Source organism: Bradyrhizobium sp. UFLA05-108, assembly GCF_059803455.1.
The window spans coordinates 1-20,413 of record NZ_JBANAZ010000038.1 but is presented as its reverse complement, the minus strand read 5'-3'; the positions used below and the strand labels follow the sequence as shown (position 1 = coordinate 20,413).

The 20,413-nt window shown below is 64.6% G+C and carries 26 protein-coding genes; 13 read left to right on the top strand and 13 right to left on the bottom strand.

All coding sequences use genetic code 11. The features are described 5' to 3' along the window. The first annotated feature begins 169 nt into the window (after nt 1–169). The 3 genes from SO140_RS25835 to ychF all read left to right on the top strand — a co-directional run bounded on the left by SO140_RS25835 (nt 170) and on the right by ychF (nt 2,793). Nucleotides 170–895, top strand: coding sequence for a 50S ribosomal protein L25/general stress protein Ctc (locus SO140_RS25835; protein ID WP_449377857.1), 726 nt, complete (start codon nt 170–172; stop codon nt 893–895). A 60-nt stretch (nt 896–955) separates the two neighbouring features. Next, entirely contained in the window at nt 956–1,561 is a 606-nt protein-coding gene (pth, locus tag SO140_RS25830; RefSeq protein WP_449377858.1) for an aminoacyl-tRNA hydrolase, read from the top strand. A gap of 134 nt (nt 1,562–1,695) precedes the next feature. Next, nucleotides 1,696–2,793 carry a redox-regulated ATPase YchF gene (ychF, locus tag SO140_RS25825; RefSeq protein ID WP_449377859.1) on the top strand — a complete coding sequence of 366 codons (1,098 nt, stop codon included), beginning with the start codon at nt 1,696–1,698 and terminating at the stop codon, nt 2,791–2,793. Between the two features lie 119 nt (nt 2,794–2,912). Here the strand turns inward: ychF and SO140_RS25820 are convergent, their stop codons facing one another. Then, the gene (locus SO140_RS25820) at nt 2,913–3,206 is read right to left on the bottom strand and encodes a DUF4282 domain-containing protein (protein ID WP_449377860.1); all 294 of its coding nucleotides are present in this window, start codon (nt 3,204–3,206) and stop codon (nt 2,913–2,915) included. Between the two features lie 156 nt (nt 3,207–3,362). On the opposite strand from SO140_RS25820, the gene SO140_RS25815 reads away from it, so the two are divergent. From SO140_RS25815 to SO140_RS25805, 3 genes are all read left to right on the top strand, one after another. Then, nucleotides 3,363–3,815: a MaoC family dehydratase gene (locus SO140_RS25815; RefSeq protein WP_254098346.1), complete on the top strand. Its 453-nt coding sequence runs from the start codon at nt 3,363–3,365 to the stop codon at nt 3,813–3,815. Beyond that, nucleotides 3,815–4,297 (top strand): MaoC family dehydratase, encoded by a 483-nt coding sequence (locus SO140_RS25810; RefSeq protein ID WP_449377861.1) that lies wholly within the window; start codon nt 3,815–3,817, stop codon nt 4,295–4,297. Before SO140_RS25815 ends, SO140_RS25810 begins: the two co-directional genes overlap by 1 nt. Before the next feature lie 195 nt (nt 4,298–4,492). After that, on the top strand, nt 4,493–4,639 hold the full coding sequence (locus SO140_RS25805) for a hypothetical protein (protein ID WP_498543393.1): 147 nt from the start codon (nt 4,493–4,495) through the stop codon (nt 4,637–4,639). 43 nt (nt 4,640–4,682) lie between these two features. Here the strand turns inward: SO140_RS25805 and SO140_RS25800 are convergent, their stop codons facing one another. From SO140_RS25800 to SO140_RS25775, 6 genes are all read right to left on the bottom strand, one after another. Then, nucleotides 4,683–4,820 (bottom strand): hypothetical protein, encoded by a 138-nt coding sequence (locus tag SO140_RS25800; protein WP_449377862.1) that lies wholly within the window; start codon nt 4,818–4,820, stop codon nt 4,683–4,685. 257 nt (nt 4,821–5,077) lie between these two features. Beyond that, a complete protein-coding gene (locus SO140_RS25795; RefSeq protein ID WP_449377863.1) occupies nt 5,078–5,494 on the bottom strand; it encodes a hypothetical protein in 417 nt (138 codons plus the stop codon). Nucleotides 5,495–5,675: 181 nt separating this feature from the next. Next, nucleotides 5,676–6,572 carry a hypothetical protein gene (locus tag SO140_RS25790; RefSeq protein ID WP_474798399.1) on the bottom strand — a complete coding sequence of 299 codons (897 nt, stop codon included), beginning with the start codon at nt 6,570–6,572 and terminating at the stop codon, nt 5,676–5,678. Nucleotides 6,573–6,864: 292 nt separating this feature from the next. Continuing rightward, complete coding sequence (locus SO140_RS25785) at nt 6,865–7,305, bottom strand: nuclear transport factor 2 family protein (RefSeq protein ID WP_449377864.1); 441 nt, start codon at nt 7,303–7,305, stop codon at nt 6,865–6,867. A 182-nt stretch (nt 7,306–7,487) separates the two neighbouring features. Beyond that, complete coding sequence (locus SO140_RS25780; protein WP_449377865.1) at nt 7,488–7,754, bottom strand: hypothetical protein; 267 nt, start codon at nt 7,752–7,754, stop codon at nt 7,488–7,490. A gap of 177 nt (nt 7,755–7,931) precedes the next feature. After that, nucleotides 7,932–8,381 carry a nuclear transport factor 2 family protein gene (locus SO140_RS25775; protein WP_449377866.1) on the bottom strand — a complete coding sequence of 150 codons (450 nt, stop codon included), beginning with the start codon at nt 8,379–8,381 and terminating at the stop codon, nt 7,932–7,934. A 300-nt stretch (nt 8,382–8,681) separates the two neighbouring features. On the opposite strand from SO140_RS25775, the gene SO140_RS25770 reads away from it, so the two are divergent. Then, nucleotides 8,682–8,912: a hypothetical protein gene (locus SO140_RS25770; protein WP_449377867.1), complete on the top strand. Its 231-nt coding sequence runs from the start codon at nt 8,682–8,684 to the stop codon at nt 8,910–8,912. A gap of 78 nt (nt 8,913–8,990) precedes the next feature. Next, nucleotides 8,991–9,377: a hypothetical protein gene (locus SO140_RS25765; RefSeq protein ID WP_449377868.1), complete on the top strand. Its 387-nt coding sequence runs from the start codon at nt 8,991–8,993 to the stop codon at nt 9,375–9,377. A gap of 182 nt (nt 9,378–9,559) precedes the next feature. On the opposite strand, the gene SO140_RS25760 is transcribed toward SO140_RS25765, so the two are convergent. The 5 genes from SO140_RS25760 to SO140_RS25740 all read right to left on the bottom strand — a co-directional run bounded on the left by SO140_RS25760 (nt 9,560) and on the right by SO140_RS25740 (nt 15,108). Continuing rightward, a complete protein-coding gene (locus tag SO140_RS25760) occupies nt 9,560–10,261 on the bottom strand; it encodes a hypothetical protein (protein ID WP_449377869.1) in 702 nt (233 codons plus the stop codon). Between the two features lie 284 nt (nt 10,262–10,545). Next, a complete protein-coding gene (gene uvrB, locus SO140_RS25755; protein WP_449377870.1) occupies nt 10,546–13,497 on the bottom strand; it encodes an excinuclease ABC subunit UvrB in 2,952 nt (983 codons plus the stop codon). Between the two features lie 87 nt (nt 13,498–13,584). After that, a complete protein-coding gene (locus tag SO140_RS25750) occupies nt 13,585–13,815 on the bottom strand; it encodes a hypothetical protein (RefSeq protein ID WP_449377871.1) in 231 nt (76 codons plus the stop codon). 46 nt (nt 13,816–13,861) lie between these two features. Then, nucleotides 13,862–14,092 carry a hypothetical protein gene (locus SO140_RS25745; RefSeq protein WP_449377872.1) on the bottom strand — a complete coding sequence of 77 codons (231 nt, stop codon included), beginning with the start codon at nt 14,090–14,092 and terminating at the stop codon, nt 13,862–13,864. Between the two features lie 101 nt (nt 14,093–14,193). Next, on the bottom strand, nt 14,194–15,108 hold the full coding sequence (locus SO140_RS25740) for a LysR substrate-binding domain-containing protein (protein WP_449377873.1): 915 nt from the start codon (nt 15,106–15,108) through the stop codon (nt 14,194–14,196). A gap of 180 nt (nt 15,109–15,288) precedes the next feature. Between SO140_RS25740 and SO140_RS25735 the strand changes: the two genes are divergently transcribed. The 3 genes from SO140_RS25735 to SO140_RS25725 all read left to right on the top strand — a co-directional run bounded on the left by SO140_RS25735 (nt 15,289) and on the right by SO140_RS25725 (nt 17,169). Next, nucleotides 15,289–16,068, top strand: coding sequence for a TSUP family transporter (locus tag SO140_RS25735; RefSeq protein WP_449377874.1), 780 nt, complete (start codon nt 15,289–15,291; stop codon nt 16,066–16,068). Beyond that, nucleotides 16,065–16,295: a hypothetical protein gene (locus SO140_RS25730; RefSeq protein WP_449377875.1), complete on the top strand. Its 231-nt coding sequence runs from the start codon at nt 16,065–16,067 to the stop codon at nt 16,293–16,295. The genes SO140_RS25735 and SO140_RS25730 overlap by 4 nt, the downstream gene beginning before the upstream one ends. 178 nt (nt 16,296–16,473) lie before the next feature. Next, on the top strand, nt 16,474–17,169 hold the full coding sequence (locus SO140_RS25725) for a glutathione S-transferase family protein (RefSeq protein WP_449377876.1): 696 nt from the start codon (nt 16,474–16,476) through the stop codon (nt 17,167–17,169). 15 nt (nt 17,170–17,184) lie between these two features. Here the strand turns inward: SO140_RS25725 and SO140_RS25720 are convergent, their stop codons facing one another. Then, complete coding sequence (locus SO140_RS25720; RefSeq protein WP_449377877.1) at nt 17,185–17,415, bottom strand: cysteine-rich CWC family protein; 231 nt, start codon at nt 17,413–17,415, stop codon at nt 17,185–17,187. Nucleotides 17,416–17,516: 101 nt separating this feature from the next. Between SO140_RS25720 and SO140_RS25715 the strand changes: the two genes are divergently transcribed. Together SO140_RS25715 and SO140_RS25710 are read left to right on the top strand one after the other, a co-directional pair. Beyond that, nucleotides 17,517–19,121, top strand: coding sequence for a DUF1800 domain-containing protein (locus tag SO140_RS25715; RefSeq protein WP_449377878.1), 1,605 nt, complete (start codon nt 17,517–17,519; stop codon nt 19,119–19,121). Beyond that, nucleotides 19,118–20,338 carry a DUF1501 domain-containing protein gene (locus SO140_RS25710; protein ID WP_449377879.1) on the top strand — a complete coding sequence of 407 codons (1,221 nt, stop codon included), beginning with the start codon at nt 19,118–19,120 and terminating at the stop codon, nt 20,336–20,338. The genes SO140_RS25715 and SO140_RS25710 overlap by 4 nt, the downstream gene beginning before the upstream one ends. Nucleotides 20,339–20,413 lie beyond the last annotated feature (75 nt).

The following is a 20,413-nucleotide window of genomic DNA, read 5'->3' as shown; positions in this document are numbered from 1 at the left end:
GCCCCGGAATGACAGTGTACTCGGATGCCCATTCTCCTTGTCATTTCCGCAGCTTCCGGCTAAAAGCCCACCACGTCCGCAGCCCCCGCACCCCTGGAGGCTTGCTGCGGCGACAGCCATGGGCCGCGTTGCGGCCCATTAACTTTTGCAAAAACAAGGACTTAACGTTATGGCGACCGTCAAGGAATTGAAGGCGACCGCACGTCCGAAGAGCGGCAAGGGGGCCGCCCGGGCAGAGCGTCGCGCCGGGAGAGTGCCCGGAGTGATCTATGGTAACAACCAGCCCCCGCTCCCGATCTCGGTTGACGATCGCGAACTGCGCCAGCGCATCCTCGCCGGCCGGTTCCTCACCACGCTTGTCGACATTGACCTCGAAGGTAAGAAGCATCGCGTGATTCCGCGCGACTTCCACCTCGACCCGGTCAAGGACTTCCCGATCCATGTCGACTTCATGCGTCTCGGCGAAGGCGCCACCATCCGCATCAGCGTGCCGCTGCATGTCGTGAAGGCCGAAGGCTCGCCCGGCGTGAAGCGCGGCGGTACCGTCAACATCGTCGCGCACGCGATCGAGCTTGAGTGCGGTGTCGAGAACATTCCGCAGTACGTCGAGGCAGACGTCGGCACGCTCGAAATCGGTCACTCGCTCCATCTGTCGGACATCAAGCTGCCGACCGGTGTCAAGGCGCTGACCCGCGAGGACGCGACTCTCGTCACCATCGTGCCGCCGTCCGGCTACGCCGAAGAGCAGAAGGCGGCGGCTGCGGCTGCGGCCGGTGCTGCGGCTCCGGGTGCTGCGCCTGCAGCGGCTCCGGCGGCTGGTGCGGCGGCTCCGGCAGCAGGTGCTGCCCCGGCAGCGGCTGCGAAGGCTCCCGCTGGCGGCGACAAGAAGAAGTAATCTTTTGGAGAGCTGGCGCGCGGCTTCTCACCGCGCGCCAGGCGAGGGGCGCGCCGCGTCATGCGACTCTTTGTTGGGCTCGGCAATCCCGGCGCGAGATACGCACGCAACCGGCACAATATCGGCTTCATGGCCGTCGACGAGATCGCGCGGCGTCATGGTTTTGCACCATGGCGCCGCAGATTTCAGGGCGAGACCTCCGAAGGCACGCTCGGGACTGAGCGTGTCATGCTGCTCAAGCCAACGACCTACATGAACGAGTCGGGCCGCGCCGTGCAGGAAGCCTCGAGCTTCTTCAAGATCGCGCACGGGGACGTCACCGTGTTCCAGGACGAGCTCGAGCTGCCGCCGGGCAAGGTGCGGGTGAAGATCGGCGGCGGCATCGCTGGCCATAATGGTCTGCGCTCGATCTCGGCGCATATCGGCAACGAGTATCGCCGGGTGCGGCTTGGCATCGGTCATCCCGGCGTCAAGGCGATGGTCCACAGTTATGTGCTGGCTGACTTCGCCAAGGCCGACGACGAATGGGTGACGACGCTGTGCGACGCCGTTGCCGAGCACGCCGCCCTGCTCGCCAAAGGCGCGGACGCGACATTCGCCAACAAGGTGCATCTCGCCATGCAGGCGAAGGGATTCTTGACCAAGGACGACAATAGCAAAGAGTAGGGTGGGTTAGCCCGGCCACGTTGGCCCAAGCTTCAACGAGCAACGGCAGAAGGCGTAACCCACCATGCCACGGCTACAAGAGTTGGTGGGTTACGCTTCGCTAACCCACCCTACGCACTGCGTTAGAGGACACGATGGGATTCAAATGCGGGATTGTCGGGTTGCCCAATGTCGGCAAGTCGACCTTGTTCAATGCGCTGACGGAGACGGCGGCGGCGCAGGCGGCGAACTATCCGTTCTGCACCATCGAGCCGAACGTCGGCGAGGTCGCTGTGCCGGATCCGCGGCTCGACAAGCTGTCGGCGATCGCGAAATCCGCGCAAATCATCCCGACGCGTCTGACCTTCGTCGATATTGCCGGCCTGGTGCGCGGCGCTTCCAAGGGCGAAGGCCTCGGCAACCAGTTTTTGGCCAATATCCGCGAGGTCGATGCGATCGCGCATGTCGTGCGCTGCTTTGAAGATTCCGACATCACCCATGTCGAGGGCAAGATCGCCCCGCTTGCCGACATCGAGACCATCGAGACCGAGCTGATGCTCGCCGATCTCGACAGCCTCGAGAAGCGCGTCGACAACCTCACCAAGAAGGCCAAGGGCAACGACAAGGACGCCAAGGAGCAGCTCGACCTCGTCAACCGCACGCTGGTGCTGCTGCGCGACGGCAAGCCGGCGCGCCTTGTCGAGCGCAAGGCCGAGGAAGAGCGCGCCTTTTCGATGCTCGGCCTCTTGTCGTCGAAGCCCGTGCTCTATGTCTGCAACGTCGAGGAAGGCTCGGCCGCCACCGGCAACGCCTTCTCCAAGGCAGTCGAGGAGCAGGCTGCGAAGGAGGGCGCCGTCGCCGTCGTCATCTCCGCCAAGATCGAATCCGAGATCGCGACGCTATCGCGCGAAGAGCGCGTCGACTTCCTGGAGACGCTGGGTCTCGAAGAAGCCGGCCTCGATCGCCTGATCCGTGCCGGCTACACCCTGCTCGACCTCATTACCTATTTCACGGTGGGGCCGAAGGAAGCGCGCGCCTGGACCATCCATCGCGGCACCAAGGCGCCGGCGGCGGCCGGTGTCATCCACACCGATTTCGAGAAGGGTTTCATCCGCGCCGAGACCATCGCCTATGACGACTACGTCGCGCTCAATGGCGAAGCCGGCGCCCGCGATGCCGGCAAGCTGCGCCTCGAAGGCAAGGACTACACCGTCGCCGACGGCGACGTGATGCATTTCAGGTTTAATACGTAGACGAAGATCGCGCTTGCGTAGGCAAAGGCGCGCGGCCTGCGCGCCGTGCCCACCATCTCTCCGGGAATGCGGCAGAAGAGGTGGGCACGCTTGGCTTTGCCCACCCTGCGATTCCGTCCTCACCGCACCCCGCCCTGCTCGCGGATGGCGCCGAGATGCTCGTTGATGCGGAAGACGATCAGGATGAACTCCGCGACGATGCGCGAGAACACGATGCCGACGATGACGCTCGCAATCGACGAGAGCACCACCAGAAATCCGCCGAACGGGCTGATCGCCATTGCTGCGAGCCCTGAGAAGATGCCGGAGATGCCAAACAGGCAGATCAGCGCGATCACCAGCCAGTAAAAGGTCTTGATGATGGTCGGCGTGATGAAGCGGTCCCACTGAAACAGGTCGCTGAACGTGAACATTCTCTCTCCCCCGGCAAATCGGACCTGACCCGCGTCGATCCGACTCAAGGCAGGCAAGCCCTGCCGCATCGAATGTAGCACGAGCCATGCGGGCGGGCGGGTTGAGATTGCCGCAAAGTGCGGCCACAATCTGTCATCCCTGCTGATCTCACCAAGATGACCCTGACCTTCGAAGACTTTCCCACCGGCCGTTTCGGTACGTTCGGCCCGCGCCATGTCAGCCGCGACGAGATCTTGGCCTTTGCCGCCGAGTTCGATCCGCAGCCGATGCACCTCGACGAGGAGGCTGCCAGCAAAAGCATGCTCAAGGGCCTGTCCGGCTCGGGCTGGCATCTGTGCTCGCTGATGATGCGGATGATGGCCGACGGCTTCATCACCCGCGCGGCCTCGCTCGGCTCGCCCGGCGTTGACGAGGTACGCTGGCTCTCGCCGTTGCGCCCGGGCGACGAACTGACCCTCGATGTCGACGTCGTGGAGGCGCGGGCCTCGAAGAGCCGGCCCGAGCTCGGCATCGTCAAGTTCAAATGCACCGCGCGCAACGCAAGAGGCGAAGCATTATGTGAAATGACCTCGCCGATCCTGATCAAGCGGCGCGAAGGGCTTAAGTGATGCGGTTCTTCGAAGACATATCGATCGGCCTGCGCCGCGAGATCGGCTCGTACACCTTCACCGCGGAAGCCATCAAGACATTCGCCGCGAAATTCGATCCGCAGCGTTTCCACCTCGACGAGGAAGAGGGCAAGAACTCGCTGTTCGGCGGGCTTGCTGCGTCCGGCTGGCATGTTGGCTCCGCCTGCATGAGCCTGCTCGTCGCCGACGGCCAGCGCCTTGCGAAGGAAGCTGCCGCACGCGGCGAGAAGATTGCGGTGTGGGGCCCGTCACCAGGCTTTCGTGACCTGCGCTGGATCAAGCCGGTGCTCGCCGGCGATACCGTGAGCTTCGTCAGCGAAGTTACCGACAAGCGCGTCTCCGCCTCGCGCCCCGGCTGGGGCATCCTGCAAGGCATCACGACCGGTACCAACCAGCGCGGCGAACAGGTGTATGCGATCGCCACGACGGCCTTCGTGCCGATGCGCGGGCAGGTCGGTTAGACCAGTTCCATTCTGAACGACCAAAATGCGCTGCAAGTGTTGCCCGCGCGCTATGGACGGGATTGGCGCCCACTGCCATAAGCCTCGCATGCGGTTCGTCGCGAAGCATTTCGCGGAACCATTGATTTGCTAACCAATTGTGAACCTGTCGCTGTCTATTTGAACCAACGGGATAGAGGACAGGGGACGAGGACCATGGCAGACCGCGGCGCACTCAAGCTGGTCGGATTCATCTTCGCCACCGCAACGCTCGCAGTGATACTGATTGCCGGCATGGTGGTGCGAGGCTATGCCGATGGCGGCTATACGCTCGAAGCTTCGACCGTCGCGGCCGACCGCTAACCGTTCATTAACCCATCACATCGCCGGCGCGAGGCGATGCCGTTCATCGGCTGTAGACCAGCGCCAGGATCACGATCGCGACCACCAGCAGTCCGACGAAGCGCAGCATGATCGTGCCGAACTGCGTCGGCGCGGGGCGCAGCGGAATGGGGTCCGTGTTTTCGGGCCGAATGCTTTCCATTTGAAACTTTGTCCCTGCTAAGCCCCGCTAAGGGGGCCGGCAAATGCGGTCCGCGCTAGGCTTTGGTCGCAGCAAGGCAGTGGAAAGTTCAAATCAAGATTTCGCAGGTGGTGGCTGCAAAGCTTGCCACATTCGTGGTCGTGATGCCCTGCGCAGGCTTTCGCGGGTGATGACGCCTGCAATTGGGATGCATCTTCCAGAAGTAAAACCGCCGCACTCCCGGGGGGACGCGGCGGTCAAACGTTGCGTTACGGCGATCAGCTGTTGCGCAAGCCGTCGGCGGCGCGTTTCCACTGCGCGACGTTATCGGAGATCATGCGAGTCGACTTCATCGCGGCCTGGCTGAGCTGGGCGTAGCCGGAGATCTCGCGCTGGACGCGCTGGCCTTCGGCATGCAGCAGGTCGCGCAGGCTCTCGAGCTCGGAGATCAGGTTCTCGATCTCGGCGAGCGAAGTGCCGGCGACGCGCTGGATCAGCGAGTTGACGTTGGTGACGGTCGCTTCCGCCGACGAATCGAGCGCCGGCTCGCTGCCCGCGGCCGGGCGGCGCAGATAGGCGATGTCGTTGCGCACGAAGTCGCGGATGCCGGCCTCGACCTCAGTGACCGCGGCGAGGTTGCTGTCCGTGACCTCGGTCTCAGTTGATTCAATCTTTTCCGAACGAATGGCGTTCATCGTTGTTTCCCTGTTCGCGTTGGGCGCAGCGCGAGTGTCCCCCGCACGACGACGTCTGTAAGGCGGGACGCATCAGGGCGTCTGATTTTGACCGCATATGGGCCGAGATGCGGCAAGGATCGACCATTCGGCGGCTTTGCCGTGGCGGCGCTTCGTCTTCCGCAGGCGGGAGACGAAGCCATCACCAGCTCTTCTTGAACCCAGCCGTCAGGCTCTTGTTCGTGGTGCCCTGCGCGGTCTCGCCGACGGAGCCGGAGACGGTGACGTTGTCGAACAACTTCTGTTCGGCGCCAACCTTGCGCAGCCATTTGTCGTCTGATGTCGACATGGTCTGGCCGGCGATGATGCTCGTGCCGGTCTCGCCGAAGGTGACCTTGGCGGACTGGTCGGTCTCGTAATTGCGGGTGGTGCGGCCGGCGATGCCCGGAATCGGCGTCGTGCCCTGCTGGTTGACGCTGTAGCCGTTCTGCAGCGTCAGGGAATGCTCGTCCGATAACGGCACCGATTTGCTGAGAGAGGCGCCGAGCCTGCTGTTTTCGGCGCCGGGATCGACGCGGGCTTCCACGGCGGTCTTGTCCCAGATCGCGCCCGCGCCCGGTGCGGTCGCCGTGGCCCAGGCGCTGCCGGAGGATTGCGGCACGCTGCCGCCATTGGCGGCCTTCTCCGCCAGAAGCTCGGACATCGTGGTGGGCTCGCGCGCCACCGTCATGTCGGCGCCGACCTGGGTATTCCAGAACGGGGTGATCGATTGCTTCACCGTCACCGCCGATGTCCCGTTGGCGCGCCGGTCGTTCGACCAGTTCGGCTCGCCATTGGCCGCCTGCGCGCGCTTCTTCGCCGCCATCAGCTCATTGAGCGTGGCGGCGTCGATGTTGAGCTGGCTCCAGTCGAGCTTGTCGACGTCGATGCCTTTCAGCACGTCGGGATCGTTGACGTCGGCCGTTTCCTCGGCCGCGGCGGCGGCCTGGTCGGGCTGCATCGGGACGATCTGCGCCGGCACCACCGTCATGGATGCCAACATAAACGCGGCCGCCAGCATCGGCAGCCTGGTCCAGCCAAACCCTGTCGAGAATTCCATCGTCCTGCCCGCAAGCCCACCGCATGATCGGGAAAACTGTGCGGGGTTTTCCGACACGATCATGCGATTCATTCCGCATCCACGATGCGGAGATATCGTCGCAAAATTGTGGCGGCAAGGCTTGAAGGACAAGGGGAGGGCGAAACGTCACATCAAAGGGAAGACCAACGGGCCGCGCGCAAAAGCGCACGCCCGGCGACATGGCGACTAGCGGAACGACCCAGCGGGGCTGGTGGCCAGGCGCTCACGCGCGCGTCGTCGGGCCCGGGAGAGACGGGACCCGTTGGTGCCCTCACCCCAACCGGCTCATCTTCGGCAGATGAATGGGACGGCCGAGCGCCTGCTCGACGAGATCGAAGGTGTCGACCAGCACGCGCATGCTGAGCAGCCTGCCGGCCTTGAACTGCGCGAACTGCGCCACCCGCAGCGAGATCGGCTTGTCGGAATCGAGCGCCGTGAGCGAATAGCGCAGCATGGACGAGGCGGAATCCACGCCCAGCATGATGGTCTCGCGGTCGAAACGGCGGACGCGGAAATTGTCCGCGATCTGACGTATGACGTCGAGCACGGCCTCCTTGCCGTGGCGGGCGCCGAGGAAGGGAAACATGTCGATCGGGCCGTAGATCGCCCAGTCGACGTCCTCGTCGATCAGGGTCTCCAGATCCTCAAAGTGCCGGTCGTTGATCGCGCCATGCAACGCGCGCGAGAAACGCCAGAGACTGTGCTCTGTCATTTGGGTCGTTCCTGAAACTGGCTGCAAAAAAACGGAAAACAACCCCATGCACAGTAGGCGCCGCGGGGTTGCCGAATTCATTTGTAGGCAAACAAATAGGCGCGATTTGCGAAAACGCAATTCACGTTTTTGCAATGCGCAATTGAACGCGCTTTGTGAAATTTACAATAGAACCCCGTAATTTACCGGTCGGTCCGGGCGACGGGTTCCCGCTCGACCGCGATCGCGTCATCGCGCATCGCAAGCAGGCCGAACAGCACGGCGCCGGCGATTCCGCCGATCCCGGCCCCCAGGGGCATGAAGGTGAAGAACACCAGCATGCCGCTATAGCCCTCGAAATTCGTGGTCTTGAAGATTTCGACCCAGGCGAGTCCGGCCCCGATGCCGAGCGCGGCTCCGGCCAGCGACCCCAGAAACAACCCCAAAACGGCAAGCAACGCGATTTTCATCGGCCCGCATTCAGTTAGCCGGCGTCCACAACGCCCCGAGATGGGTCTGGGCAAAAAGAAGGGAGGTTCAATGGGAGTTCCGCCCTGCCCGCTGCAGTGTGAGCGAAGCGCCCGCACATGCGATGTCGTCCTGGCGAAAGCCGGCTTTCGCGAGGACGACCTTGAGGAGACAGCGCGCTACCCCTCGATCCGCTCGCCCACGATCAGCGGAGCGATCTCACGCTCGAGCACCTGCTGCACCAGATCATAGGAATCGATGATCTCGCGGATCTCTGATACGAGCCCGTCGCGCAAGCGATAGAATACGGCCATGTCGAACTGCACGATGCGCTCGTTGGTGCGCTTCCTGAAGAAGGCGCGCAAGTATGTCGCGACCTCTTCGCCGTCGGAGACGACATGCGCCGCCTCGTAGCGGATTTCGGAGTAGCGCGACCACACCGTCTGCCAGAGTTTTCGCAGCTCGGCCTTGCCGTGCCGCGGCACCATGTGCGGCAGCACGTCAATCGGCACGTGGGTGAGGAAGTCGACGTCGTCGGTGCAGCACGCCAGTGCGGCATCGAGATCGCCGCGCGCAAAAGTCTCGAGGAGATGCAGCACGCGCTGCCTGTTCAAACTCTCAACCGTCATGCTCCGCCCGCCCTCGTTGGCCCGCGCATAGCAAAACTATCGCGGCGCGCCCAACACCAGCAATCCGCAAAAACACCGGGGATTACAGGGGTTTTGACGCGGCGGCGCAATATCAGGTTCGTGACATGCAATTGCAAATTGTGTGACTATTTTCCTGCAAGGATTTCTGGTGCGGGATGCGCCTCTGCGATGACGTGACAGACGTGGTGGGCGGCGCCTGGTGCCATGCCGATGGTTCAGGGAACTCCGGCGCCGCTGCGTTCGTTGGAAAGGCGACATCGAACCCGGAGGCACAAGTCCATGAAATTCCCGCTTCTCATCCTCGCCGCCACGCTCTCGCTCGTCGTGCCGCCGGCCGCCAACGCCAAGGGCTGCATCAAGGGCGCCGTTGTCGGTGGCGTCGCCGGTCACTATGCGGGCCATCACGGCGTGCTCGGCGCCGCGGCCGGCTGCCTCTACGGCCGGCATCATGCCAAGGAGCAGGAGAAGCAGCAGCAACAGAGCCAGGTGAACGGGCAGGGCAAGCTGTAGCGGAGCTCGTGACCCAGCTCACATCAGGGGACGCCGGCAAGGGCTAGTGTCATACGCGTGTCATCAGGGAGACGCGCCATGGCCGTGACTGCCGCCGCTCGGAAATCCCGCCTGCAAAACCTGCTCGAAGGCCTGGCGTTGACCGCGATCTTGCAGAGCTTTCCGACCTTTGCGACCGCCGCGCTGATGCTCAAGCTCGCCGGCAACAAGGACCTCGTCGGCGACGCCGGCGTCGCAATGTTCGTGATCGGTGCCTCGCTGGTCCAGGCGGTGCTCGCGGTGTCGCTGGGGCCGAAGCTCCCGAGCCTGTTCAAGCTGATCTACGAGCCAAAGTTCTTCGATGGTCAATTGTCGCTGTCCGACAAGATCGCCGAGTGGCGGACGCAGCCGACCGCTTCGCTGCAACTGCTGACGATCGTGCTGATGCTGTCGGTGCTGGCCGTAGTCGTGGCGAGCGTCGGGTAAGCGCGATGAGATCGGATGCAGACCGCGTTGCAGGTGCGCTCCATCTCCCGCTTGCGGGAGAGGGCGGGGGAGAGGGTTTTTCCGCAATCGGGATTTCCTGAGTGGAGAGAGCCCCCACCCGCGTCGCTTTGCGCCGCGACCTCCCCCGCAAGCGGGAGAGGTAGGGCGAGCCCGTGGCTCAATCAGACGACGACGGTGGTCGGCGTCCGCAGCCACGCTTCGTGGGTGATCGCCACCATCGACGGCACGTCGATAATGCCGATGCTGCCCCAGGTGAACATCGCGTAGGCGGGTTGTGAACCGTCGATGCCTGATGGCACCGAGGTATCGAGCTGATGTGCCAGCCAGCTCATGGTGCCGTAGCCGCACAGGCTCACGCAATGATCCTCGTTATTGTCGGCCGTGTAGCCGGTGGCGAACCAGCCAGTCTTGAAGTTGTGCGCGCGGCAGGTGGTCTCGAGCTGGTCGGCGGCGACGCCAATCTTGACCGGACCGTGATACAGCGCGCTCTTCAGCACCGCCGGGTTGGTCCAGTCGACCGTGCTCGCGTGGCCGTCGTCATAGGAGTGGTCGCTCTGGCTGAAGCCTTCCTTCTGCATCGCCTTCAGTACGTTGATGAGCACCGCGCCCTCGTAGACGCCGTGGGCCTTCGCCCATTTCTCCACCTCGGCGTCGCTGATGAAGATCTCCGGCTTGTGGCAGGCCTTGGCGAAGGCCTCTTCCGCGGTCACGCAGTCGCCATGGAGGTCGTTGTGCCAGATCGAAAGCTTCTTGGGGAAGAACAGGTGATGCGCGGGGACGTGAGCCAGCGCCACATGCGGCATCGCCGCTGCCAGTTCGTGTCGCGGGCTCGGAATTGCACCACGTTTCACTGCCGTTGCCATGTCTATCGCTCCTGTAAGATTTCCACCCCAGCAACTCGTAATTGAAACGCGGAAATCCTTTGGTGAAGTAGGTCACACCGGCAGGCCGGCTGCTCACACTCCCGCTTCACAAGCGTGTGTGCAATTGTTGCGCGTAATGCGGACATATGTGCCGTTATCGGCTTGGCACGGTAATGCGTGCGGGGAGGCGGCAATCTCTCGTCGTCATTCCGGGGCGCCGCAAAGCGGCGAGCCCCGAATGCATCGCGGTTCTTGCTCCGTTGGTGAAATGCGAGCGGGTAGCTCTACCGCTTCTTCCACCCGCCCCGTCGTCCCGGCGCGCCGCCGGTCGACTTCGGCGCTGGGCCGAACTCCGGTCCCGACTGCCGCGAGTCGGTTGGCTGGATGATCCGGCTTTCGCCGCCGAACGGCTTTGCCGGCAGCGCGCGGTTCGCGCGGTAGGGCAGCGACTCCGGACCATGCATCTCGTCGAGATGCGGCTTGTGCACCTTTGAGCCGCCACTGGCTCCGCCGCTCGCTTTCAGCGCGGAGCCCACGGTCTTCTTCTTCATCGCGCTGACGGGAAGGTTGGCGGCGTCGCCGTATTTCTTCGTGCCGGCGTACGTACCGGCCTTGCCCTGCACGGTGCGTTGTTTTGCGGTCGGATCATCGACCACCGCGAGCTCGGTGGCGCGCAGGCGTTTGACCTCGTCGCGCAGGCGGGCAGCTTCCTCGAAGTTCAGGTCGGCAGCGGCCTCGCGCATGCGCGTCTCGAGATCGGCGAGCACGGCCTCGAAATTGTGGCCGATGGAAATGACGTCGTCGGTCATGTCATGGCCGCCGACCTCCACCAGCACGTGGTCGCGCTCGTAGACGGAGTTGAGGATGTCGCCGATCTGCTTCTTCACGCTCTCCGGCGTGATGCCGTTGGCGTTGTTGTACTCGACCTGCTTCTCGCGGCGGCGGTTGGTCTCGGCGATCGCGCGCTCCATCGAACCGGTCATCTGGTCGGCATAGAGGATCACCTTGCCGTCGACATTGCGCGCGGCGCGGCCGATGGTCTGGATCAGCGAGGTCTCGCTGCGCAGAAAGCCTTCCTTGTCGGCGTCCAGGATCGCGACCAGCGCGCATTCGGGAATGTCGAGGCCCTCGCGCAAGAGGTTGATGCCGACCAGCGCATCGAACGCGCCGAGCCGCAGATCGCGGATGATCTCGATGCGCTCGATGGTGTCGATATCGGAGTGCATGTAGCGCACGCGAATGCCCTGCTCGTGCAGATATTCGGTGAGGTCCTCGGCCATGCGCTTGGTCAGCACCGTGATCAGCGAGCGATAGCCGGCCTGCGCGGTGGCGCGGACCTCGCCGACGAGATCGTCGACCTGGGTGCGGGCGGGGCGGATGTCGACGGGCGGATCGATCAGGCCGGTGGGGCGGATCACCTGCTCGACGAACACGCCGCCGCTCTCGTTGAGCTCCCAGCCGCTGGGCGTCGCTGACACCGCGACCGTCTGCGGCCGCATCATGTCCCACTCCTCGAACCGCAAGGGGCGGTTGTCCATGCAGGAGGGCAGGCGGAAGCCGTATTCGGCGAGCGTTGCCTTGCGGCGGAAGTCGCCGCGGAACATGGCGCCGATCTGCGGAATGGTGACGTGGCTCTCGTCGGCGAAGATCAGCGCGTTGTCGGGGACGTATTCGAACAGCGTCGGTGGCGGCTCGCCGGGCCGGCGTCCGGTGAGATAGCGCGAATAGTTCTCGATGCCGGCGCAGCTTCCCGTCGCCTCCATCATCTCGAGGTCGAAGGTGGTGCGTTGCTCCAGCCGCTGCGCTTCCAGGAGGCGTCCCTGGTCGTGGAGCTGATCGAGCCGCTGCTTCAATTCGAACTTGATGGACTTGATCGCCTGCACCAGCGTCGGGCGCGGCGTCACATAGTGCGAGTTGGCGTAGATCTTGATGAATTCGAGCTCGTCCTGCTTGTGGCCGGTGAGTGGATCGAACTCCTCGATATTCTCCACCGTGTCACCGAACAGGTTCACGCGCCAGGCGCGGTCCTCATAGTGCGCCGGGAAGATGTCGATGACGTCGCCGCGCACACGGAAGGTGCCGCGGGTGAAATCGGCCTGGGTGCGCTTGTATTGCAGGGCGACGAGGTCGGCGATGAGCTGGCGCTGGTCGATGCGCTCGCCCTTCTTCAGCGCGAAGGTCATCGCGGTATAGGTCTCGACCGAGCCGATACCGTAGATGCAGGACACCGAGGCGACGATGATGACGTCGTCGCGTTCGAGCAGCGCGCGCGTCGCCGAATGGCGCATGCGGTCGATCTGCTCGTTGATGGACGAATCCTTCTCGATATAGGTGTCGGTGCGCGGGACGTAGGCTTCGGGTTGGTAATAGTCGTAATACGAGACGAAGTATTCGACCGCGTTGTCCGGGAAGAAATTCTTGAACTCACCGTAGAGCTGGGCGGCGAGCGTCTTGTTCGGCGCGAGGATCAGGGCAGGGCGCTGCGTCGCCTCGATCACCTTTGCCATGGTGTAGGTCTTGCCCGAGCCGGTGACGCCGAGCAGAACCTGCGAACGCTCGTTGCGCTCGACGCCTTCGACGAGCTCGGCAATCGCCGTCGGCTGGTCGCCCTTTGGCTGGTATTCCGACTTGATCTCGAAGCGCACGCCGCCTTCGGACTTTTCCGGGCGCGGGGGCCGGTGCGGCGTCCACACCCGCATCGAGCCGTCGTCCTTGCGGAACTCCGGTCGTCCCTCGCGGATCAGCGTCTCCAGCGCGTCCGCGGTGGCCTTGACGCCCAGCGCCTCCATCTTGCTGCGCGGTGGCCGTGCCAGAGCCTCGGCATCGTCTTCCTCGGTGGGCAGCCCGAGTTGACGCGCCAGTTCCGGATCGAGGAACGGTACGGTCGCGGCAGTGCCGTAATTGGCCTGCGGCGCTTCCTCGAACGCACCAGCCTCTCCGCTCCCTCCCCCCTTGGTCGGGGAGGGGGGTGAGCCACGAGTCGAATCCTGCGGAAAATCCTTCGGAGTCGAGGCGCGCGCGCGATGCGCTGCGGCCTCGCCGCCGGCGCGACGGTCGCGCGAATTGTCCGGCGGCGGCTGGAGCCCCGTGGACGAGCCGATGCCGCTCTCGCCGCGATTGATCGCGGGATTGAGCAGCTCGGCCAGCGCCGGCCCGATTGGCTGCACGTCGGGTCGATGTGCTTTGGATTTCGGGGCTTTACCGGATTTTTCGGGGGGAGCAGGTTTCTTCGCCATGCCCCGAATATGGGACGAGTCCGCCGCTCAGGAAAGGGCGAATGCCCCTGCACGGGTCAGCCTGCTGACAGCAGGTTGGCAGCAGACTCACGCCGCCGGCAGCGAGCCGTCGTCTCCGACGGCCGCTTGCGGCTCGACAATGTCGAGATGGATCCCGCCGCAGTGCGTGCAGCGCATGGTCCAGTACTCGCAGCCAGCCCGGCCGCCGATCACGCGGAGCACGGTGAGCTCTCCGTTGCATTCCGGGCAGCTCGACAGCACGGAGCGTTCACAGGATTGGGCCAGCGGTTGCGTTTCTTCGAACTCGATCTGCGACATGACTTCAGTCCTCGTTCTGCCGCCGTGCTGTGTCAAAAGTCCCCGGTCAAAGGTCCTCTTCGTCCAGCTCCGTCCGCCGTCGGAAACGGTCGATATGGTGCTTGGCATCGGCAATCGCGGCTTCCGGATCGGGCCAGGCGAAGCCGACCTCCATCGCCGGAAACAGCACGCCGTCGATGGCGAGCAGGCTCAAGTCCGCGCGCCGGATACGGGCATGCCACAGGCCCTTGCCAGCCTCGAACGATTCAATGTCAAAGCCGTCGTAAAGTGTCGTCATAGTGGTAGTCCCCAATTTCTCGTTGGAGGGTTAGGAGACCACGTCCGCGCAAAGGCGCGTGTGAAGCCGTTCACACGAGGGCGGCTTTTTCGTTTTTCGTTTCAGGCGCGCGCGGCGAGGCGCCCACCCCTGCGCTTGCGCGCCGCGGGTTCCGCAGCGGTGCGCATGATCCAGCGGCGGAACGCGGCAAAGTCGCGCTGCTCGGTCTGGAAGCTGCGATACACCAGATACCAGCGCATGCCCTTGGGCACCGAGAGGTCGAACGGCGCCACCAGCCGGCCGGCGGCGAGATCGTCGTCGATATAGGGGCGGATGCCCATGGCGATGCCGAGCCCGTCGACCGCGGCCTGGAGCGCCTGCCCGTAGAACTGGAACTCGGGCCCGCGCGCGGTGATGCGGCTGACATTTGCCGCCTTCAGCCAGAGCGGCCAATCCTCCGGCGAATGCGCGACGCGGATCAGGCTTGGGCCCTTGAGGTCGGCCGGCCGCTTCAGGGATGTGGCGAGGCGAGGTACGCAGACCGGCGTGAGATCGCCGGCAAACAGCGGCTCGGCGACCAGCCCCGGCCAGTCGCCGGTGCCGAGCTTGATGCCGCAGCTCCAGTCCTCGCCGAACGGGACCGCGGCGCCGCCGGTGGTGAAGCGCACCTCGATATCCGGCTCCTCGCTGCGGAATTCGGAGAGACGCGGGATCAGCCAGCGCATCGCAAAGGTGTGGCCGACGCCGATGGTCAGCACGCGCACGCTGGAGGGCGCCGTCACCTGCGCGGTGAGGCTCGCCAGCGCGTCGAAGATCGGTGTCAACCCGCTCTGATAGGCGCGGCCGGCTTGCGTGAGCACGAGCTTGTTGGCCTTGCGCTCGAACAGCGCGACGCCAAGCCGCTCTTCGAGCAGGTGCACCATGCGGCTGACCGCGGCGGCCGAGACGCTCAACTCGATGCCTGCGGCGGCAAAGCTGCCGGTCCGCGCCGCCGCCTCGAATGCCTTGATGCCGTTGAGAAAGAGCAGCCGCCGCAAAAACATACCCTCAGGAAAGCTGATGCCAGGCCAAGATAACTCAGTTTGCGAGAGTTCCACAAGCGAGTCACAAGAATGAGTGCAATTCCAAGCTGATCTTGAGGTGCCTGCGCCTTCCCGCAAGGGCGGCGCGAGAGGCAGCTTGCGTCCCAGACTTGAGCCACCACAGGAGATCCCGTCGTGACGCCCATCATGATCGCTGCCCTTGGATTGCTGATGGTCGCCACCGCGTTTCTGTCGGGGCTGTTCGGCATGGCGGGCGGACTGATCCTGATCGGCGTGCTGCTGGCGCTGATGCCGCTGCCATCCGCGATGGTGCTGCACGCGATCACGCAGATCGCCTCGAATGGCTGGCGCGCGCTGCTCTGGCGCGCGCATATCCGCTGGCGGCCGGTCGGGGTCTATTTGATCGGCTGCGCCGTTGCGCTCGCGGCATGGTCGATCTCCCGCTACGTGCCGGACAAGCCGACCGCGCTGCTCCTGCTCGGCGTCACCCCGTTCATGGCGCGGCTGCTGCCGTCGAGCGTCAAGCCCGACCCGGACAGTGTCTGGCAGGGCACCGTCTACGGCACGATCTGCATGGGATTGATGCTGATGACCGGCGTCTCGGGGCCGCTGCTCGACACGTTCTTTCTGGGCGGTGAATTCGGCCGGCGCGAGAAGGTGGCTACCAAGGCGGTGTGCCAGGTGGTGAGCCATTTCACCAAGCTGATCTATTTCGGCGGCGTGATCGACCAGGCGGCTTCGCTCGATCCCGTTCTGGCCGGCGTCGCGATCGTGGCCTCGATGCTCGGAACCACGCTGGCGCGGCGTATCCTGGAGGCGATGAGCGATCAGCAATTCATCGCCTGGTCGATGCGGCTGATCACCACAATCGCATGCTACTATATCGCCTATGGAAGCTGGCTCCTGGTTCGCACGCCCGTGATGGCGGCCTTTGACAACGGAGGTGTGCAATGACTGACAGCGCAGACCCGCTGGTTCTGGATTTCGTCGAATGGATCGCGCGCGAGCCCCGCGTCTATGCCGAGGTGATTTCGACCTGGAAGACGTCGTGCCCACGCCTGACCATCTGGGAAGACGCCGCCGACCGCGGCTATGTCGCACGCGAGACGCTGCCCGGCATGGGCCTGATCATCGCGGTGACGGAAGACGGCGAGAGGTTCTTGCGCGTCAACGGAAGGTGAGGCCTCTCCACATCGTCATTGCGAGCGTCAGCGAAGCAATCCAGAATGGGAGACCCTCACCCTGAGGAGCGCGCATCTTGCGCGCGTCTCGAAGGGCGAGGTCGATAATCGGGCCTTCATCCTTCGAGACGCGCGTTCCGCGCTCCTCAGGAAGAAGGTCTGGCTGGGAAGACCGCTCATGTCACTCAAACTCTTCGAACTCGTCGGCACCGACGCAGCGCGGCCCTTCAGCCCATATTGCTGGCGTACGCGCATGGCGCTTGCGCATAAGGGCCTCGCCGCGGACACCCTGCCCTGGCGCTTCACCGAGAAAGCCGCGATTGCGCCACACGGCTCGCAAAAGGTGCCCGTGCTGCTGCACGACGACAGGCCGGTCGTCGATTCCTGGACCATCGCCAACTATCTCGAAGACACCTTTCCAGATCGCCCGTCGCTGTTCGGCGGGGAGGGTGGCCGCGCGATGGCGCGGATGCTGAACGGGTGGGGCGATATCGCGATCGTCGGTGGCATCTTTCCGCTGATCATCGCCGACATTCCGCAGAATTTGGCGCAGGTCGATGCGGATTATTTTCGCCGGACGCGAGAGGCGCGTTTCGGCAAGTCGCTGGAGGAGATCATGGCGAGCCGCGACACCGCCGTCGTCGCCTTTCGCAAATCGCTCGACATCATGCGTCTCACTCTGAAAACGCAAGCCTTCCTCGGCGGCAACGCGCCGAACTACGCCGACTACATCGTGTTCGGTGGCTTCCAATGGGCGCGCGTGGTGAGCCCGTTCAAGCTGCTGGAGGCGGACGACCCCGTCTACGCATGGCGTGAAAAGCTGCTCGACGCGTTCGGCGGCATGGCGCGGAAGTCACCGGGGCACCAGGTGTAGGTTTCGTAGCCCGGATTACGCTTGCGCTCCATCCGGGCTACGTGCCGCCGCATCCGCGGCCGCCTTGCGCAGGCAATCGCGGCACAGGCAGTCCTCGCCCTCGACCGGCATCGGCAGCCGCGCAGGCTCCTCGGCGCACCAACAGGCACCGGACAATCCGCATGAAAACGCCGTGCCGCAGCGGGAACAGGCGATTTGACGCAAAGGTGCGGCGGGTGCGGTGAGGATTTCTTTCCGATTTGTCATCATTCGCGCCGAAGCTTCGCCGACATTTTCATGCCGGGTTCATCATTGACGGCGGTATAATAATCGCCGCGCATGCCGCTAGGAAGTGCAAGGACAGAACAATGGCCCGCGATCCGCAAGCCGCGCTCGTTGCCCTCAACCGGTTCGGCTTTGGCGCGCGCGGCGGCGCATCCGGCGACTTCGTCAATGCCGCGTCCGACCCGCGCGGCTTCGTGAAGGCGGAGCTCGGCCGGCCGAACGGCGTGCTGCTGGAGGCGCCGGGCCTGCAATCGACGCCGCAGCTCGGCCAGGCCGTGTTCGAATATCAGGCACAGGTGAAAGCGGCGCGCGAGGCTGCCGCCAAGGCCGGCACGCCAGATGAATCGAAATCAGGTGAAGCGAAACCAGGCGAAGCCCAGCAGCCGCCAGCGCAGCCCGCACCAGCCGATCAGAAGCCCGCAGCGCGCCGGAATTTGTCGCTCAATGCCGTCGCGATGGACATCGCCGGCCAGTCGCCGGAGATGAAGGCGTCCGACGCCGCAGCAAAACCTGCTGAGGGCATGCAGCCCAATGCGCCGCCCCCGGCCACCGCGAAGCCTGCGCCGCAACCGCTCAATGTGATCCAGAAGACGTTTCGTGCCGAGGCTTTGGCGCGGCTGCAACGCGCCACGCTCGCCGATTGCGGCTTCACCGAGCGCCTCGTCGCGTTCTGGTCCAACCATTTCTGCATCTCGGCAGCCAAGGGCGAGCTGGCGCGGATCTGGGCCGGCGCATTCGAGCGCGAGGCGATCCGCCCCCATGTGCTCGGCCGCTTCGCCGACATGCTCAAGGCTGTCGAGCAGCATCCGGCGATGCTGTTCTTTCTCGACAACCAGCAATCGCTGGGTCCGGATTCGCGCGCGGGCCAGAACCGCAAGCGCGGGCTCAACGAAAATCTCGCGCGCGAGATCATGGAGTTGCATACGCTCGGCGTGAATGGCGGTTACACGCAGGAGGACGTCACCTCGCTTGCGCGCATCATCACGGGATGGACCTTCGCCGGCCGGCAGGGCCGGTTGGGCGAGCCCGGCAATTTCGTCTTCAACGCCAATGCCCACCAGCCCGGGCCGCAGGTGCTGCTCGGCAAAACCTATGACGCGGCGGGGCTGGCGCAGGGCGAAGCGGCGCTCGCCGACATCGCGCGCCATCCCTCGACCGCGACCTTCATCGCCACGAAGTTCGCTCGTCACTTCGTCGCGGATGATCCGCCGCCCGCGCTCGTGGCGCGCCTGCGCGATGTATTCACGAAGACCGACGGCGACCTCAAGGCGCTTGCGACAGCCCTCGTCGATTCCAACGAGGCCTGGACCGCGCCTCTGACCAAGATGCGTTCGCCTTACGAATTCCTGGTCGCGAGCGGCAGGCTGCTCGCGCGCGTGCCTGAAGATCCCGGACAGTACCTGGGCAGCCTCAATCTGCTCGGTCAGCCGCTGTGGTCGCCGGCCGGGCCGAACGGTTTTCCCGACACCAACGCCGCCTGGACCGCGCCCGAGGGCATGAAGCTCAGGCTCGACATCGCGGTCCAGATCGGCTCGCGGCTCGGCAACAATATCGATCCGCTTGACCTGCTGGAATTCGCCGCGGCAGATGCGGCCTCGACCGAGACGCGGCGGACCATCGAGCGTGCGGAATCGCGCCAGCAGGCACTGGCGCTGCTCCTGATGTCGCCTGAATTCCAGAGGAGATGACGATGGATTGCGCCGAGAATCGGCTCCTCACTTCGCGACGTGCGCTGCTGCTTGGTGGCGTCTCCTTCGCCGCCTGGGCGTATTTGCCGAAATTCGCGCGCGCGGCCGACGGCCGCGATCCGCGCCTGATCATGGTGATTCTGCGCGGCGCGCTCGACGGCCTTGCGACCGTCGCGCCGCTTGGTGATCCCGATTATGCCGGCCTGCACGGCTCGATCGCGTTGAGACGCGATGGTGAGCATCCTGCGCTCATGCTGGACTCGTTCTTCGCGCTGCATCCCTCGATGCCGGAATTCGCGCGCATGTATCGCGACAAGCATGCCGCGGTGATCCATGCGGTGTCGACGCCCTACCGCGACCGCTCGCATTTCGACGGCCAGGACGTGCTCGAAAGCGGCTATGCGGGCCCCGGCCGCGTGCAATCCGGCTGGCTCAACCGTGCGCTGGAAGCGCTGCCGCGCGGCGAGCGCGTCTCCAGCGGGCTTGCGGTCGGTCCCACCACGCCCTTGGTGCTGCGCGGCGCCGCGCCGACCGTCGGCTGGGCGCCGGTCGCGCTGCCGCAGGCCGATGACGACACCGCGATGCGGCTCGTCGATCTCTATCGTCACCGCGACCCCGCGCTTGCCTCTGCATTGTCGCAAGGCTTGCAGTTCGAGAAGGCGGCAAGCGGCGACGACATGAAGCCGAAGGGAGGCAACGCGGTCGCGCAGATGCGCCTGGTCGCGAAGGGTGCCGCAAAACTGATGGCGGCCGACGACGGCCCGCGCATCGCCGCGCTCGCTTTCGACGGTTGGGATACGCATGCCAATGAGGGCGGTCCGGTCGGGCGGCTCGCATTCCTGCTCGGCGGCCTCGACGGCGCGCTCGCCGAGTTCGAAAGCGGTTTGGGAGATCGCTGGCGCGACACCGTCGTCGTCGTTGCAACCGAATTCGGCCGCACTGCACGCATCAACGGCACCGATGGTACCGACCACGGCACCGGCACCATCGCGCTGCTCGCCGGGGGCGCCGTGAAAGGCGGCCGTGTGATCTCCGACTGGCCGGGATTGAAGCTCGCAAATCTCTACGAAGGCCGCGACCTCAAGCCGACGACCGACCTGCGCGCAGTCATCAAAGGTGTGCTGCAAGACCAGTTCGGCCTTGGTGATCGCGTGCTGGCGGAGACGGTGTTCCCCGACAGCGCCAGCGCAAGACCGATGAGAGGGCTGGTCGCATAACCAAGCACAGTCGTCATTCCGGGGCGCGCTTCAGCGCGAGCCCGGAATCCATCGCTCCGCGGAAAAATGGAATCC